We start from the raw sequence: 15,032 nt of genomic DNA on the forward strand, positions 1-15,032 counted from the left end.
GCGACGCAGTGCGCCCCGGCGGACCGGGGCGTTGCATGCGAGCCCCTACTGCGAGTCCGCTCCCCGATCAAGGGGGGAGCGGCGGGCTTCGTAGGCCGCCCACAGGTCGGGCCGTCGTTCGCGGGTCAGCCGCTCCGCCTCGGCGCGGCGCCACGCCGCGACGTGGCCGTGATGACCGGAGGTCAGGACCTCAGGAATGCCGCGCCCGGCCCATTCGGCCGGTTTGGTGTATTGCGGATGTTCCAGAAGCCCGTGCGAGAAACTTTCCTCCTCGGTCGAGGCGGCGTTGCCCAGCACGCCCGGCAGAAGGCGTATGGTGGCATCGAGCATCGCCTGCGCCGCGAGTTCACCCCCGGTCAGGACGAAATCGCCGAGCGAGACCTCGAGGAGGCCGAAATGCTCGATCACGCGCTCGTCGAGCCCCTCGAACCGGCCGCAAAGGAACGTGGCCCCCGGACCGCGGGCGAGGTCGCGGGCCATGGTCTGGTCGAAGCGACGCCCGCGCGGGCTGGGATAGAGCATCGGACCGGCGCCGCGCGCCGCTTCCAGCGCGGGGCCCACCACGTCCGGCCGCAGCACGAGGCCGGCGCCGCCACCGGCGGGCGTGTCGTCGACGTTGCGGTGCCGGGTCAGACCGAAGCTCCGCAGGTCGGTCACCTCGAGCGACCAGATCCCGTTCCGCAGCGCGGTGCCCGAAAGGCTTTGTCCGAGGATGCCCGGAAACGCATCGGGCAGGAGCGTGACGATCCGGGCCTGCCACGCAGCTGCCAGCACCTCGTCCGCCATCAGGTCGCGCGGACGCAGGGAGGGGCGGATGGACTTGCGGCCATGGGATCGCGGAACGTCGCTCATGCGCCGGCCCTATAACGGCCCGGCGCCGAGCGGAAGCGTCACGCGATGGCGATGATGCCGAGCACGACGAGCAGGAAGATCACGAGCGCGATGACGATGAGGATTTTCGCGCCGGTCAGGGCCATGCCGGAGACACGTCCCATCCCGAGAAAGGCCGCGATGGCGGCGACGGCGAGCAGGATGAGGATGAGTTCGAGCATGTTGGTCTCCGTTCCTTGCGTGTCCGGCCAACGTCCCGCCCGATCCGCGGGTTCCGAGGTCGGCTAGATGATCGCGAGTTCGGGAAACGGCTGCTGCCTGAGGATCCGGTCCGGCGCGAAGGGCGCAAGGTCCAGCGTTTGGTAGCCGCCGGTCGTGATCCATTCGGCGACGCCGCGGCCCATGGCGGGCGATTGCTGCAGCCCGTGGCCCGAGAAGCCGTTGAGGATGACGAAGCCCGGAAGTTCGGGATGCGGCCCCACGATGGCGTTGGCATCGAGCACGTTCAGGTCGTAATGCCCGACCCAGGACCGCTTGACCCGGATGCGTTCGAAGGCCGGGACGCGGGTGGCGACGATAGGCCAGACATGCTCTTCCCAGAGGTCCCATTCGCCGGCGAAGTCGTCGGGATCGACCGCCGGGTCGGTCGCGGGCGTGCAGCCGGCCATGTAGAGGGCCCCGTCGGTGCGGACATGGACGCCACTCGGGTCGATGGTGAGCGGCAGGTCCTGTTCCAGCGGCCGTTCCGCCTCGAACACCCAGGTGTAGCGCTTCCTCGGCTCCACCGGCAGGTCGAGTCCGGCCATCCGCGCCACCTCCGCCCCGCGCGTGCCGGCGGCGTCGACCACGATGTCGGCGGGCAGGGTGCGGCCGCTTGCGAGAGTGACGCCTCGCACCCGGCCGCCCCGCGTATCGATGCCCGTGACGGTGCCGTCGAGATAGGTAACGCCCCGCTCGCGCGCGAGGCGGCGCCACCACTCGAACATGGTGGTGCCGTCGAAATAGCCCTCGTCCCGCGTGCCGTGCGAGCCGAGAAGGATGCCGTTCATGTCGTAGAACGGCCAGCGCGCCGCCATCTCCTCCGGCGCCATCAGCCGCGTGCCCGCCCCGGCGGCGACCTGCACCGCATGCGCTTGCCGCAGCCGTTCGGCCTTCGCCTCGTCGGCCGCGAGATAAAGGTAGCCGAAGGCGTGGAGGTGGATCGGCGGCACGCGGTCGTCGCCCATCCGCTCCCGGAAGGTCTTGAGGAACTCGACGCCGAACTGGCTGATCGCGACGTTGAGGGGGTTGCCGAACTGCTGGCGGATGCAGCTGTTGGTGAAGGCGGTGGCGCTGGCCTCATAGGACGGATCGCGTTCGACCACGGTCACCGAACCGGGCGGATGGCCCAGCTCGGTCAGCCACCAGGCGAGCGAGGAGCCCATGATGGCCCCCCCGACGATCACGACGCGTTCGGACATGGCAACGACTCCTTCCGGCACGACGCTACCTGTCACGCGCGCGCGTGCAAGCTTCCCCGATGCGCTAGTCGCGATGCGTGAGCGAGACGAAGACGTCTTCCAGGTCGGCCTCCTCGGTCCGCATGTCGCGGATCGAGATGCCGGCGGTGCGGATCGCCGCGAGCAGGCGCTCGGCCGACACGGTCTCGCGACCGTAGGAAAGCGCGAGCGCGCCGCCCGGGCGCCGTTCGAGCTCCACCCCCTCGGGCAGGTCGAACGCCTCCGGCTCCTCCTCGGGGACGATGACCATGGTCTTGCGGTCGAGGCGGTTGAGGAGGTTCTCCGTCCGGTCGCGCGCCACCAGCCCGCCCTCGGCGATGATGGCGATCTCGTCGCACATGTCCTGCGCCTCCTCGAGGTAGTGCGTGGTAAGGATGATCGTCATGCCGCGCTCGCGGTTGAGCATGCGGACGTTGCGCCACAGCATCTGCCTGAGTTCGATGTCCACGCCCGCCGTCGGCTCGTCGAGGACGAGGATCTGCGGATGGTGGACGAGGGCCTTGGCGAGCAGCAGCCGCCGTCGCATGCCGCCGGACAGCGTGCGGGCATAGGCATCGGCCTTGTCGGCAAGTCCGACGAGGTCGAGGATCTCCGCCGTCGTCCGGTCGCGCTTCGGCACGCCGTAGAGCCCGGCCTGCACTTCCAGCGCGGCTTCCGGCGTGAAGAACGGGTCGAGGTTCAGCTCCTGCGGCATGACGCCGATGGCGGCGCGGGACTGGCGCGGGTTCCGGTCCTGGTCGAAGCCCCAGATGCGGACCTTGCCGGAGGTCTTGCGCACGAGCCCGGCCATGATGTTGATGGTCGTCGACTTGCCCGCCCCGTTCGGCCCGAGCAATCCGAAGATGCTGCCCGTCGGGATCGTGAGGTCGAGGCCCTTCAGCGCCTCCTTGGCGGGGGACTTCTTGTCGCCGCCATAAACCTTCCGCAGCGCTTCGATCTCGATGGCGTTCGTCATGTCGGGCTCCGGGTGTTGCGCGTGCCCCGGCCGCTCAGGCATAAGCCGGTGACGGCCCACCTATTGCGGCCTCCACCCAGCGACAACCCAGCGACCCCCGAGGCCCGGACATGACCCACGGAACCCCGCGCTATCCGCACCGACAGCATGACCTGCCGCCGCCCGAGGTGGAGAAGGTCACCTCGTTGCGCGTGGCCTGCGACGGGGGCGAACCGGGGCTGGGCCATCCCCGCGTCTGGCTGACGATCGACCCGCAGATCGGCTTCGTCGATTGCGGCTATTGCGACAAGCGCTTCGAGCTCGAGGGTGGCGGCGGACACTAAGGCGGAAACAATCCGCGCGACACGCGTTAATCGTTTCTTAATCGTGAGGATCACGACGCGTCGCCTTCGGCATGACGCAGCGTTGATTCCTCGATGCGTTATGAAACGGTGAACGGATCCGCGCTATGATCGCCTGCATGACCGACTGCCCCGAACGCCAGCTGGACGACGTCGCCCGCGTTTACGATCCGCTGGAGTTGCGGAGCGATGCCGTGGTTCACCTTGCCGGGCTCGTGCTCGCGGTGGCGGCCGTGCCGACGCTGATCACGCTGACCGCCACGCTGCGCGGCGACGCGCTCGGCATCGCCGCGGTCTCGGTCTACGGCGCGACGCTGATCGCGATGCTTTCCGCATCGCTGGCCTACAACCATGTCGGCAATCCCGCCTGGAAGGACCGGCTGCGCCGCCTCGATCTGGCGGCCATCTACCTCAAGATCGCAGGGACGGTGACGCCCTTCGCGCTCCTGTCGGGCACAGGAACGACGTTCCTCGCCGTGATGTGGACGGTCGCGGTCGTGGCGACGGCCACGGCCTTTCTGCGGCGACGGCGCTCCACCGCGCTTTCCATCGGGATCGGGCTCGGCATGGGCTGGGCCGTGCTGATCGGCGGCGGGGAGGTCATTGCCACGACCTCGTGGCCGGTCTTCGCACTGATGCTCGCGGGTGGCATCCTCTATTCGCTGGGCACGCCGTTCCTCGTCCTCGATCGACTCAGGTTCCACAACGCGATCTGGCACGGCTTCGTGGTCGCGGCCTCGGTGATCTTCTTCGTGGCGATCCTGCTGCACGTCCTGGCGACGCGAGCCGCCTGACGCGGCCACCCGCGCGGTGGCACCCCCCCGGCGTTCGTGGCATGACGTGCCCGATCAACTCCCGGAGGAACGCGCGATGACATTCGGCAAGGGCCACCACCTGCACCTGATCGACGGCTCGGCCTTCATCTTCCGCGCCTTCCACGCCCTGCCGCCGCTCACGCGGAAGTCCGACAATCTGCCGATCGGGGCCGTTGCGGGGTTCTGCAACATGCTCGACCGCTACGTGGAGGGCAATTCCGGCGCGGACGCGGCGACCCATGTGGCGGTGATCTTCGACAAGGGCAGCCACACCTTCCGCAACGATATGTACGACCTCTACAAGGCCAACCGCTCGGAGATGCCCGAGGATCTGCGCCCGCAGATCCCGCTCACCCGCGAAGCGACGGCCGCCTTCAACATCGCCTGCGAGGAGATGGAGGGGTGGGAGGCCGACGACATCATCGCCACGCTTGCCTGCCGCGCGCGGGAGGCCGGGGGGCGGGTCACGATCCTGTCCTCGGACAAGGACCTGATGCAGCTCGTCGGCGACGGGGTGGAGATGCTCGACCCGATGAAGAACCGCCGCATCGACGCGGACGGCGTGTTCGAGAAGTTCGGCGTCGGTCCCGACCGGGTCGTGGACGTGCAGGCGCTCGCCGGCGACAGCGTGGACAACGTGCCCGGCGCACCGGGCATCGGCATCAAGACCGCCGCGCAGCTGATACAGGAGTTCGGCTCGCTCGAGGCGCTTCTCGACCGCGCCGGGGAGATCAAGCAGCCCAAGCGCCGGCAGACGTTGCTCGAATACCGCGCGCAGATCGAGACGTCCAAGCGGCTGGTCGCGCTCGATTGCGACACGCCGCTCGCGTTCGGGCTCGACGATCTAGAGATCCGCGACGCGGATCCGGAGCGGCTCCTCGACTTCCTGAACCGGATGGAGTTCCGCACGCTCACCCGGCGCATCGCGGAGCGTCTGAACCGGACGCCCCCCGCCGCGCCGGAGAGCGCGCCGGACGCGACCGCGCCGGAGCTGACCGAAGACCCGATCATCGACCACGAGACCTACGAGACGGTGCGCGACGAGGCGGGGCTGCAGGCCTGGCTCGACCGGATCGCGCGAAAGGGTCACGTCGCTGTCGACACCGAGACGACCTCGCTCGACGAGATGCGGGCGGACCTCGTGGGCATCTCGCTCGCCACCGAGCCGGGCGTGGCCTGCTACATCCCGCTCGCGCACCGCACCGGCGACAGCGACCTTTTCGCGGGCGACGCGCTGGCGGAGGGGCAGATGCCGAAGGCCCGCGCGCTCGAGATGCTGAAGCCGATGCTGGAGGATCCGGGCGTCCTCAAGATCGGCCAGAACCTGAAATACGACTGGAAGATCCTCGCGCGGGAGGGCATCGCCCTCGACCCGATCGACGACACGATGCTGCTCTCCTACGCGCAGCATGGCGGGCTCCATGCGCACGGGATGGACCTGCTCGCCGACCGCTACCTCAACCACCAGACGATCGCGATCAAGACGCTGATCGGGACGGGCAAGTCCGCCGTCACCTTTGACCGCGTCGCCATCGAGAAGGCCGCCCCCTACGCCGCCGAGGACGCGGACGTGACGCTGCGGCTCTGGCGGATGCTGAAGCCGCGGCTCCACACCGCCCGCGTGACGCAGGTCTACGAGACGCTGGAGCGGCCGCTGGTCCCCGTGCTCGCGCGGATGGAGATGGCGGGCGTGCTGGTCGACCGGGACGTGCTGAGCCGGATGTCGGGCGCCTTCGCGCAGAAGATGGCCGCGCTGGAGGAGGAGATCACCGAGAAGGCGGGGCGGGCGTTCAAGATCGGCTCCCCGAAGCAGCTGGGCGAGGTGCTGTTCGACGAGCTCGGCCTCACCCTGCCCGACGGCAAGCCCGCGAAGAAGACCAAGACCGGCGCCTACGCGACCGGGGCCGACGTGCTGGAGGATCTGGCCACGGTGCACGACCTGCCGCGGCTCATCCTCGACTGGCGGCAGATCGACAAGCTGAAGTCGACCTATACCGACAAGCTGCAGACCCACATCCACCCCGAGACGGGGCGGGTCCACACCTCCTATTCCATCGCCGGCGCGAATACGGGACGGCTCGCCTCGACCGATCCGAACCTGCAGAACATCCCGATCCGGTCCGAGGAGGGGCGCCGCATCCGCGAGGCCTTCGTCGCGCCCGAGGGGCGGGTCCTGGTGAGCCTCGACTACAGCCAGATCGAGCTGCGCATCCTCGCCCACGTGGCCGGGATCGACGCATTGAAGGCGGCCTTCCGCGAGGGGCAGGACATCCACGCGACAACCGCGAGCCAGATGTTCGGCGTGCCCCTCGCGGAGATGACGCCCGAGGTGCGCCGCCAGGCCAAGGCGATCAATTTCGGCGTGATCTATGGCATCTCCGGCTTCGGCCTCGCGCGGAACCTGCGGATTCCGCGCGACGAGGCGCAGGCCTTCATCGACACCTATTTCAAGCGTTTTCCGGGCATCCGCGCCTATATGGACGATACGATCCGCTTCGCGAAGGAGCATGGCCGGGTCGAGACGTTGTTCGGCCGCCGCATCCACACGCCCGAGATCAACGCCAAGGGTCCGGGCGCCGGCTTCGCCCGCCGCGCCGCCATCAACGCGCCGATCCAGGGCACCGCCGCCGACGTGATCCGCCGGGCGATGGTGCGGATGGACGCGGCGATCGCGGATCTCGATGCGAGGATGCTGTTGCAGGTTCACGACGAACTGCTGTTCGAGGTGGCCGAGAGCGACGTCGAGGCGCTGATCGAGCGGGCGCGCGAGGTGATGGAGGGCGCGAACATGCCCGTCGTCGACCTTTCGGTGCCGCTCACGGTCGATGCCGGCCGCGGGCCGACCTGGGCGGCGGCGCATTAATCTAGTTTAATGGAACTGCCGGTCCGGGAGGGGGGTCTGTATGCTGCATACGACATGACCAAACGGAGCAGATCATGTTTCATCATTCCAGCAAGCTGCAATACGAGGTCCGGGTCGACAATCCCGATCCGGTCTTCGCCAAGTATCTTCAGCAGGCCATCGGCGGGGTCGAGGGCGAGATCCGCGTCGCGATGCAGTACTTCTTTCAGGCGATGGGCGCCCGCGGCGACGCCCGCTTCCGCGACATGCTCATGATGACCGCGACGGAGGAGCTCAGCCATATCGAGTTTCTGGGCCACGCCGTCGCGCTCAACCTCGAGAAGGCACCGCTCTCGCAGCAGGAGGCCGCCGCGCAGGACAGCGTCGTCGGCGCGATCATGGGCGGCATGAACCCCCGCCACGTCCTGTCGTCCGGCCTTTCGGCCATGCCGGTGAACGCGAACGGCGTGCCCTTCGACATGAGCCACGTCTACGCGAGCGGCAACATCGCAGCCGACATGCTGGCCAACGCAATGGCGGAATCCTCGGGCCGGGTGCTGGCCTCGCGGCTCTATAACATGACCGACGATGCCGGGATGAAGGACATGCTGTCCTTCCTGATCGCGCGGGACACGATGCATCAGCAGCAATGGCTGGCCGTGATCGAGGAGCTGGGCGGCATCGAGGCGGCGCTTCCCATCCCGAACTCCACCCCGGAGGCGCACGAGGCGACGGAGCACAGCTACTATTTCCTCAACACCTCGCTGGACGAGCCGACGCCGCAGGGCGTGTGGACGAATGGCGGTCCGACGATGGACGGCCGCAGCACCTACACCGCGCGAGAGAAGGTGGAGCCGCTGGGCCAGAAGCCCGACCTCGGCAAGGCGCGCCCCGGCTCCGGCGCGCAGAAGGAACAGATCTGAGACGATCCGGGCGGCGGGACGGCCGCCGCCCGGCACCCGCGTTGCCGGCGTCCGGTGCCCGTGGCAGGACTCGGTCATGCCCCGCGATCATTCCCAGCACGGCCATTCCCGCGCCCATATCGACCCGGAGGCGGGCGACCGGCGAGTCATTGCGGCCATCGCGATCAATCCGGGGCTGACGGTCGCACAGATCGCTGCCGGGAACGCGTCGGGCCCCCTCGCGTCGATCGCCGCCGCCGTCCACGACCTGTCGGATACGCTCTCCATCGCCTTCGCCGCCCGACGCATCGCGCGCAAGCCGTCCGACGCGCGGATGGCCTTCGTCTCCGGCCGCGAGCGGATCGAAGCCGTTCCGCGCGAACGGTTCGACGTCGCCGATGCGACGCCCGCGACCGAACAGCCGGGCGATCGCCGCCCGGCGTCGCGGTGATCGGCCGTTGACCCTGATCGCCTTCAACAAGCCGATGAACGTGTTGAGCCAGTTCACCGACGAGGGGCGCTGGCCCGGGCTCGCGCGCTGGATCGACATGCCGGGCGTCTATGCCGCCGGCCGGCTCGACCGCGACAGCGAGGGGCTGTTGCTGCTGACGGACGACGGCCGGTTGCAGGCGCGGATCACGGCGCCCGCGCGGCGGACGCCCAAGACCTACTACGCGCTGGTCGAGGGCCGGCCCGACGCGGCGGCGCTCGACAGGCTCGGGCGCGGCATCACGCTGCGGGAAGGGCCGACCCGCCCGGCAGAGGTGGCGGAGGTCGCCGCGCCCGACTGGCTCTGGCCGCGGAACCCGCCGGTGCGCCTCCGCCAGACCGTCCCCGACGCCTGGCTCCGGCTCACGATCACCGAGGGGCGAAACCGGCAGGTGCGGCGGATGTGCGCGCATGTCGGCCTCCCGGTCCTGCGCCTCGTCCGCTGGTCGGTCGGCGACTGGACGCTGGAGGGCCTGCCTGCGGGGGAATGGCGCAGGCTCTGAACGGAACCGGGTCCGCGCGCCCTTGTTGTCCCGCAACGCAAAAGGAGTCCGACATGACCACCGAACGACCCGTCCCCGGCCAACCCGCCCCCGCGCTGAAGCTCGACCTCATCATCGGCGCGGAATGGGAGCTGTCCGAGCAAAACCCGGACGCCTTCACGATGATCGTGTTCTACCGGGGCCTGCATTGCCCGATCTGCAAGAGTTTCCTGAGCGATCTGCGCGGCCGCTACGACGCGTTCCTTTCGAAGGGCGTCGAGATCATCAACGTCTCGATGGACACGCACGAAAAGGCCACGGAGGCGCACGAGGATTGGGGTCTGGACCCGATCCCGATGGGCTACGCGCTGACCGAGTCGCAGGCCCGCGACTGGGGGCTCTACCTGTCGAAGGCCCGGACCGACGCGGAGCCCGAGACGTTCAGCGAGCCGGGACTGGCCCTCGTGAAGCCCGACGGCACGCTCTACATGGCCGAGGTGTCGAGCGCGCCGTTCCTGCGCCCGGACCTCGAGCTGCTCCTGTCGATGATCGACATGATCCGCGAGAAGGACTACCCGCCGCGCGGCACGCTCGCCGCCTAGGCGTCCGGACAGGGTCGGCGGGCCGCCGGAGCGCGGTCCGCGCCCGGCGGGAGATCAGGGCAGGGCGTCCGCGTCGATGATGGGAAAGAACGCCCCGTCGGAGCGCAGGCCGAAGCGGCCGTCCTGCTCCTCGCCCAGCTCGACGAGACGGTAGAAGGACTTCCGGTCGATCAGCGCCTCGAGACCGCCGCGGATCTCGACATAGGGCGCAGGTTCCCCGTCCTCGCCCAGCGCGACCCGGATCGGGTGCTCCGGTCCGGCGGTGACGCGGTCGCCCAGATTGGTCTCGAAGGTTATCGCGCCGTCCCCGGCCTCGAAATCGACGGCGACGAAGGGCGCGTCCTCGACCGCGATCCCGACCTTCTCGACCGGCGTGACGAGGAAGTGTCGATCCCCCTCGCGTTTCAGGATCGAAGCGAAAAGCCGCACCATCGCGATCCGGCCGATCGACCTCCCTTCGTGGATCCAGGTTCCGTCGCGCCGGATCGTGATGTCCATCTCGCCGCAATAGGGCGGGTTCCAGAGATGGACGGGCGCGGGTCCCCGCTTGCTTTTCGCAGCGGCCTTCGCGGCCTCCATCACCGACGCCGCCGACGGGTTCACGTGTTCTTGTCCGCCCATTGCCCTTTGACCTCGCATCCGTCAGCCATACCCTCACCCCTAACAGATGAGCCGCGCGGGAGTAATGCAATGGCAGACGACCTTCTGGGCGAGATCGAGGCGCTCGGGACCCGCCTGGGCGAGGTGCGCGGCGCGGTCGCCACCCGCATCATCGGGCAGGACCGGGTGGTCGAGCTGTCGCTCGCCGCGCTGCTCGCGGGCGGTCACGCGCTGTTGATGGGTCTGCCGGGCCTCGGCAAGACGCGGCTGGTGGAGACGCTCGCCACGGTGATGGGCCTCGACGGGAGCCGCATCCAGTTCACCCCCGACCTGATGCCCGCCGACATCCTCGGCTCCGAGGTGCTGGAGACGGCCGCCGACGGCACCCGCGCGTTCCGCTACATCGAGGGGCCGATCTTCGCGCAGCTCCTGATGGCCGACGAGATCAACCGCGCCTCGCCCCGCACGCAATCGGCGCTGCTGCAGGCGATGCAGGAGCGGGAGGTGACCGTGGCGGGTCAGACCCGCGTCTTGCCGAAACCGTTCCACGTGCTGGCCACGCAGAACCCGATCGAGCAGGAGGGGACCTATCCGCTCCCCGAGGCGCAGCTCGACCGCTTTCTCGTGAAGATCGATGTCGAATATCCCGACCGCGCGACGGAGCGCGACATCGTGCTCGCCACGACGGGCGCCACCGACACGCCGGCCTTTCAGGTGTTCGACCCGGCCGCGCTGATCGCGGCGCAGGGCGTGGTGCGGCGCATGCCGGTGGGCGACTCGGTGGTGGACCTGATCCTGGACCTCGTCCGCGCCTGCCGGCCCGACGGCGGCGACGCGACCGACGCCGTGCGCCGCCACGTTGCCTGGGGCCCGGGTCCGCGCGCGGCGCAGGCGCTGATGCTGCTGACGCGGGCGCAGGCGCTGCTCGAGGGACGGCTCGCGCCCGATTCGACCGACGTGGCCCGGCTCGCGCGGCCGGTGCTCGGCCATCGCATGGCGCTGTCCTTCGCCGCGCGGGCCGAGGGCGTGGTGCTCGACGAGGTCATCGACGAGGTCGCGGCCCGCGTCACCCGTGTCGAGCGGGCCGCTTGAGCGCGACGCTTCATACGCCGGAGACGCTGCGCGCGCGCTCGGAGCGGATCGCGGCGGGACTGCCGGGTCTTCTGATGGCGGCGGAACGGCTGGCCGCGACGATCCTTCTGGGCGAGCACGGCCGCAAGCGCGCCGGGCCGGGCGAGACGTTCTGGCAATACCGCGCCGCGCAGCCGGGCGACGCCCGCCGCAGCATCGACTGGCGGCAATCGGCGCGCAGCGACGGCCATTTCGTGCGCGAGACCGAATGGCAGGCGGCGCAGACGCTGATGCTCTGGGTCGACGACGCGGCCTCCATGCGCTTCGCCGCCGGCGAGAGGCCATCCAAGCTGCGCCGGGCGCAGACGCTGGCGCTGGCGCTCGCCGTGCTCGCCGTCCGGGCCGGGGAGCGGACGGGGCTCGCCGCCTTGGCCGAGCCCGCGCGGGGCGGGCGGGCGCAGCTCATCCGCATGGCCGACGCCCTGATGGAGGGTGGCGACGTGCCCGATTACGGCGCGCCCCGACCGCGCGTCATGCCGATGGGCTCCCGCGCGGTTTTCCTGTCGGACTTCCTCGGCCCGCCCGAGCCGGTGGTCGAGGCGCTGACCGCCGCCGCCGACCGGGGCGTCGCGGGGGTGCTCGTGCAGGTGCTCGACCCCGACGAGGAGGCGTTTCCCTATGACGGACGCACCGTGTTCGAGAGCATGTCCGGCGCCGTCCGCTTCGAGACCCTGAAGGCCGGGCGTCTGCGCGACGAGTATCTCGATCGCCTCGCCACGCGCCGGGCGGCGCTGCGCGACCTTTGTGCGCGGACCGGCTGGCGTTTCCATCTCCACCACACCGACGGGGCGGCGAGCGCCGCGCTGCTGTCGCTTTACACCGCGCTGGAGCGTCGGCGTTGAGCTGGCTCGCCTTCACCACGCCGCTTCTGCTGCTGGCGTTGATCGTGTTGCCGATCCTGTGGTGGCTGCTGCGCGCCGTGCCGCCGGCGCCGGTCCGCCGCCGCTTCCCCGGCATCGTGCTGCTGCTCGGGCTGAAGGACGACGAGAGCCAGACGGCGACGACGCCCTGGTGGCTTCTGGCGTTGCGGATGCTGGCGCTTGCCGCGGTGATCGTGGGCTTTGCCGGCCCCGTGCTGAATCCACGTCAGGCGGGGACGGGGACCGGGCCGCTCCTCGTGTTGATGGACGCGAGTTGGGCCTCCGCCCGGGACTGGGCCCCGCGCATGGCGAAGGTGGAGCAGATGCTGCGCGACGCCGCGCGTGCCGGGCGGCTGGCCGCCGTGCTGCCCCTGACCGAACCATTGCCGGAGGAGATGCCCTGGCAATCGGCCGCCGCCTGGGTCGAGCGTCTGCCCTCGATCCAACCGCATCCCTGGGCGCCGGACTACGCCGCGCTGTCCGCGCTCGACACGAGGGGGGCGGAAATTGTCTGGATGTCCGACGGGCTCGACCGGCCGGGGCGCGACGCGATCGACGCACGGGTGATCGAGAGCGGCCGTCCGATCTTGGGGATGGCGCCCGCGACCTATGTCGACGGGCTGATCCGGCTGCGCGCCCTGAGGGCGGGGGACACGACGGAGCGCGGCGTCGAGCTGCGCGCGATCGGGCCGGGGCCGAACGGCGCGCTCACGCAGCTCGGCGTCGCGCGGGCCGAGTTCGCCGCCGGCGCGACCGAGGCCGAGGTCGAGCTGTCGCTGCCGCCCGAACTGCGCAACCGCACGACGCGTTTCGAGGTGGCGGGCGAACGCTCCGCCGGCGCGGTGACGCTGGCCGACGACAGCCTGTCGCGGCGCGAGATCGCGCTTCTGACGCAGGCCGAGGACGAGGCGCAGGATCTGCTCTCGCCCCTCTATTACCTGCGCCGCGCGCTGGAGCCGACGGCCGACCTGATCGACGGCGATCTCGCCACGATCCTGCCGGCCGCGCCCGACGTGCTCGTCCTGGCCGACGTCGCCCGCCTGTCGCCCGCAGAGACGCGCGACGTGACCGAATGGGTCGAGGCGGGCGGACTTCTCCTGCGCTTCGCCGGGCCGAACCTCGCCGCCTCCGACCTGTCGCGCGACACGGAGGGCGACCTGATGCCGGTGCGGCTGCGGTCCGGCGGGCGTTCGGTCGGCGGCGCGCTGAGCTGGGGCGAGCCCAAGACGCTGCGGCCCTTCGACGAGACCTCGCCCTTCTACGGTCTGGAGATCCCCGGCGAGGTCACGGTGTCGAGCCAGATCGTGGCGCAGCCCGACCCCACGCTCGCGGACCGCACGCTCGCCGCGCTCGCCGACGGCACGCCGCTCGTGACGCGCAAGTCGCTGGGACAGGGGCAGGTCGTCCTGTTCCATGTCACCGCCAACGCCGAATGGTCGACCCTGCCGCTGTCCGGCCTGTTCGTGCAGATGCTGGAGCGGCTCGCCGTCTCCACCCGCCCGGCCGCGCTGTCGGCCGAGGCGTTGGAGGGCACGACCTGGGCGCCACGCGTGGTGCTCGACGGGTTCGGCACGGCGCGGGATGCGGGCAATCTCGGCGGCATCGCGGGCGAGCGCTTCGTGGACCCCGAACCCTCCGCCGACCTGCCGCCCGGGATCTACGAGGGGCCGGGGCAGAGCCTCGCCCTCAACGTCCTCGACGCGGAGGCGGAACTCGCGCCGTCCGTCTGGCCGGCGGGGACGGTCGTGGAGGGTCTCGAACGCGCGGAGGAGACGGACCTGATGCCGTTCTTCCTTGCCGCGAGCCTCGTGCTTCTCGCTGTCGATGCGCTGGCGACCCTCCTTCTCGGCGGACGCCTCCGCCGCGGCGCCGTCGCGACGTTGGCCGGGCTGCTCCTCGTCGCGCCGCCCGAAGCGCGCGCGCAGGAGGACGGGACGCCTTTCCCGGGCGAGGTATCGCTGGCCTATGTCCGAACCGGCGACGCGCAACTCGACGCGACCTCCGACGCGGGGCTCCGGGGCCTGTCGAACGTCCTGCTGCAACGCACCTCGGTCGAGCCGGAGGCGCCGCGCGGCGTCGATCTGGAATCCGACGAACTCGCCTTCTTTCCGCTCCTCTACTGGCCCGTGACCGAGGATCAGCCGATCCCGTCGGACGAGGCCTATGCCCGGCTGAACCGCTACCTGCGCGGCGGCGGCATGATCGTCTTCGACACGCGCGACGCCGATATCGGGGGCTTCGGCTCCTCCTCGCCGGCTGCGGTGCATCTGCGCGAGCTCGCCGCGCCGCTCGACATTCCGCCGCTCGAGCCGCTGCCGGCGGACCATGTGATGACGCGGTCCTTCTATCTGCTGCAGGATTATCCCGGTCGCTACAATTCCCACGATGTCTGGGTCGAGGCCGCCCCGCCGGAGGAGCCGGTGGAGGGCATGCCGTTCCGCAACCTCAACGACGGCGTGACGCCCGTGGTCATCGGCGCGAACGACTGGGCCGCGGCCTGGGCGGTGGACGCGAACGGCCTTCCGGCGCTGCCCGTGGGGCGCGGCTTCGCCGGCGAACGGCAGCGCGAGATCGCCTACCGCTTCGGCGTCAACCTCGTGATGCACGTCCTGTCGGGCAACTACAAATCCGACCAGGTCCACGTTCCCGCATTGCTCGACCGGCTCGGAAACTAGGAGGCCTC

The 15,032-nt window shown here is 70.2% G+C and carries 14 protein-coding genes and 1 pseudogene; 10 read left to right on the forward strand and 5 right to left on the reverse strand.

Annotated elements, in window-relative coordinates; all coding sequences use genetic code 11:
• Positions 1 to 45: 45 nt before the first annotated feature.
• The 4 genes from trmD to Q1B08_RS06960 form a co-directional block, all read right to left on the reverse strand.
• Positions 46 to 852: a tRNA (guanosine(37)-N1)-methyltransferase TrmD gene (gene trmD / locus Q1B08_RS06945; protein ID WP_299816533.1), complete on the reverse strand. Its 807-nt coding sequence runs from the start codon at positions 850 to 852 to the stop codon at positions 46 to 48.
• 38 nt (positions 853 to 890) lie between these two features.
• Positions 891 to 1,052 (reverse strand): DUF1328 family protein, encoded by a 162-nt coding sequence (locus Q1B08_RS06950; protein ID WP_299650521.1) that lies wholly within the window; start codon positions 1,050 to 1,052, stop codon positions 891 to 893.
• A gap of 63 nt (positions 1,053 to 1,115) precedes the next feature.
• Positions 1,116 to 2,291, reverse strand: a complete 1,176-nt coding sequence (locus Q1B08_RS06955; RefSeq protein WP_299816535.1) for an FAD-binding oxidoreductase — start codon at positions 2,289 to 2,291, stop codon at positions 1,116 to 1,118.
• Positions 2,292 to 2,355: 64 nt separating this feature from the next.
• Positions 2,356 to 3,285 carry an ABC transporter ATP-binding protein gene (locus tag Q1B08_RS06960; RefSeq protein ID WP_299816537.1) on the reverse strand — a complete coding sequence of 310 codons (930 nt, stop codon included), beginning with the start codon at positions 3,283 to 3,285 and terminating at the stop codon, positions 2,356 to 2,358.
• Between the two features lie 110 nt (positions 3,286 to 3,395).
• On the opposite strand from Q1B08_RS06960, the gene Q1B08_RS06965 reads away from it, so the two are divergent.
• The 7 genes and pseudogenes from Q1B08_RS06965 (at position 3,396) to Q1B08_RS06995 (ending at position 9,758) form a co-directional block, all read left to right on the forward strand.
• Positions 3,396 to 3,608, forward strand: coding sequence for a zinc-finger domain-containing protein (locus Q1B08_RS06965; RefSeq protein WP_299816539.1), 213 nt, complete (start codon positions 3,396 to 3,398; stop codon positions 3,606 to 3,608).
• Positions 3,609 to 3,745: 137 nt separating this feature from the next.
• Positions 3,746 to 4,420: a hemolysin III family protein gene (locus tag Q1B08_RS06970; RefSeq protein WP_299816541.1), complete on the forward strand. Its 675-nt coding sequence runs from the start codon at positions 3,746 to 3,748 to the stop codon at positions 4,418 to 4,420.
• A gap of 76 nt (positions 4,421 to 4,496) precedes the next feature.
• The gene (gene polA, locus Q1B08_RS06975) at positions 4,497 to 7,304 is read left to right on the forward strand and encodes a DNA polymerase I (RefSeq protein ID WP_299816543.1); all 2,808 of its coding nucleotides are present in this window, start codon (positions 4,497 to 4,499) and stop codon (positions 7,302 to 7,304) included.
• 74 nt (positions 7,305 to 7,378) lie between these two features.
• The gene (locus Q1B08_RS06980; RefSeq protein ID WP_299816545.1) at positions 7,379 to 8,206 is read left to right on the forward strand and encodes a manganese catalase family protein; all 828 of its coding nucleotides are present in this window, start codon (positions 7,379 to 7,381) and stop codon (positions 8,204 to 8,206) included.
• Between the two features lie 76 nt (positions 8,207 to 8,282).
• Positions 8,283 to 8,540: pseudogene (locus tag Q1B08_RS06985) on the forward strand (cation transporter); the annotation flags it as partial.
• 103 nt (positions 8,541 to 8,643) lie between these two features.
• Positions 8,644 to 9,177, forward strand: coding sequence for a pseudouridine synthase (locus tag Q1B08_RS06990; RefSeq protein ID WP_299816547.1), 534 nt, complete (start codon positions 8,644 to 8,646; stop codon positions 9,175 to 9,177).
• A gap of 53 nt (positions 9,178 to 9,230) precedes the next feature.
• On the forward strand, positions 9,231 to 9,758 hold the full coding sequence (locus tag Q1B08_RS06995; protein ID WP_299816549.1) for a redoxin domain-containing protein: 528 nt from the start codon (positions 9,231 to 9,233) through the stop codon (positions 9,756 to 9,758).
• Positions 9,759 to 9,812: 54 nt separating this feature from the next.
• Here the strand turns inward: Q1B08_RS06995 and Q1B08_RS07000 are convergent, their stop codons facing one another.
• Positions 9,813 to 10,379 carry a DUF1285 domain-containing protein gene (locus Q1B08_RS07000; RefSeq protein WP_299816550.1) on the reverse strand — a complete coding sequence of 189 codons (567 nt, stop codon included), beginning with the start codon at positions 10,377 to 10,379 and terminating at the stop codon, positions 9,813 to 9,815.
• Between the two features lie 69 nt (positions 10,380 to 10,448).
• Between Q1B08_RS07000 and Q1B08_RS07005 the strand changes: the two genes are divergently transcribed.
• The 3 genes from Q1B08_RS07005 to Q1B08_RS07015 are packed head-to-tail and all read left to right on the forward strand — an operon-like array spanning position 10,449 to position 15,024.
• Positions 10,449 to 11,450 carry a MoxR family ATPase gene (locus tag Q1B08_RS07005; protein WP_299816552.1) on the forward strand — a complete coding sequence of 334 codons (1,002 nt, stop codon included), beginning with the start codon at positions 10,449 to 10,451 and terminating at the stop codon, positions 11,448 to 11,450.
• The gene (locus Q1B08_RS07010; protein WP_299816554.1) at positions 11,447 to 12,331 is read left to right on the forward strand and encodes a DUF58 domain-containing protein; all 885 of its coding nucleotides are present in this window, start codon (positions 11,447 to 11,449) and stop codon (positions 12,329 to 12,331) included. Before Q1B08_RS07005 ends, Q1B08_RS07010 begins: the two co-directional genes overlap by 4 nt.
• Complete coding sequence (locus tag Q1B08_RS07015; RefSeq protein ID WP_299816556.1) at positions 12,328 to 15,024, forward strand: DUF4159 domain-containing protein; 2,697 nt, start codon at positions 12,328 to 12,330, stop codon at positions 15,022 to 15,024. Before Q1B08_RS07010 ends, Q1B08_RS07015 begins: the two co-directional genes overlap by 4 nt.
• Positions 15,025 to 15,032 lie beyond the last annotated feature (8 nt).

Origin of the sequence: uncultured Jannaschia sp., assembly GCF_947494025.1 — a bacterium.
Classification (GTDB): Bacteria; Pseudomonadota; Alphaproteobacteria; order Rhodobacterales; family Rhodobacteraceae; genus Jannaschia.

What these genes read in the sequence shown, in the direction of transcription:
- trmD (WP_299816533.1), bottom strand. Translation starts at nt 852, where the DNA reads ATGAGCGACGTTCCGCGATCCCATGGCCGCAAGTCCATCCGCCCCTCC.
- Q1B08_RS06950 (WP_299650521.1), bottom strand. Translation starts at nt 1,052, where the DNA reads ATGCTCGAACTCATCCTCATCCTGCTCGCCGTCGCCGCCATCGCGGCC.
- Q1B08_RS06955 (WP_299816535.1), bottom strand. Translation starts at nt 2,291, where the DNA reads ATGTCCGAACGCGTCGTGATCGTCGGGGGGGCCATCATGGGCTCCTCG.
- Q1B08_RS06960 (WP_299816537.1), bottom strand. Translation starts at nt 3,285, where the DNA reads ATGACGAACGCCATCGAGATCGAAGCGCTGCGGAAGGTTTATGGCGGC.
- Q1B08_RS06965 (WP_299816539.1), top strand. Translation starts at nt 3,396, where the DNA reads ATGACCCACGGAACCCCGCGCTATCCGCACCGACAGCATGACCTGCCG.
- Q1B08_RS06970 (WP_299816541.1), top strand. Translation starts at nt 3,746, where the DNA reads ATGACCGACTGCCCCGAACGCCAGCTGGACGACGTCGCCCGCGTTTAC.
- polA (WP_299816543.1), top strand. Translation starts at nt 4,497, where the DNA reads ATGACATTCGGCAAGGGCCACCACCTGCACCTGATCGACGGCTCGGCC.
- Q1B08_RS06980 (WP_299816545.1), top strand. Translation starts at nt 7,379, where the DNA reads ATGTTTCATCATTCCAGCAAGCTGCAATACGAGGTCCGGGTCGACAAT.
- Q1B08_RS06995 (WP_299816549.1), top strand. Translation starts at nt 9,231, where the DNA reads ATGACCACCGAACGACCCGTCCCCGGCCAACCCGCCCCCGCGCTGAAG.
- Q1B08_RS07000 (WP_299816550.1), bottom strand. Translation starts at nt 10,379, where the DNA reads ATGGGCGGACAAGAACACGTGAACCCGTCGGCGGCGTCGGTGATGGAG.
- Q1B08_RS07005 (WP_299816552.1), top strand. Translation starts at nt 10,449, where the DNA reads ATGGCAGACGACCTTCTGGGCGAGATCGAGGCGCTCGGGACCCGCCTG.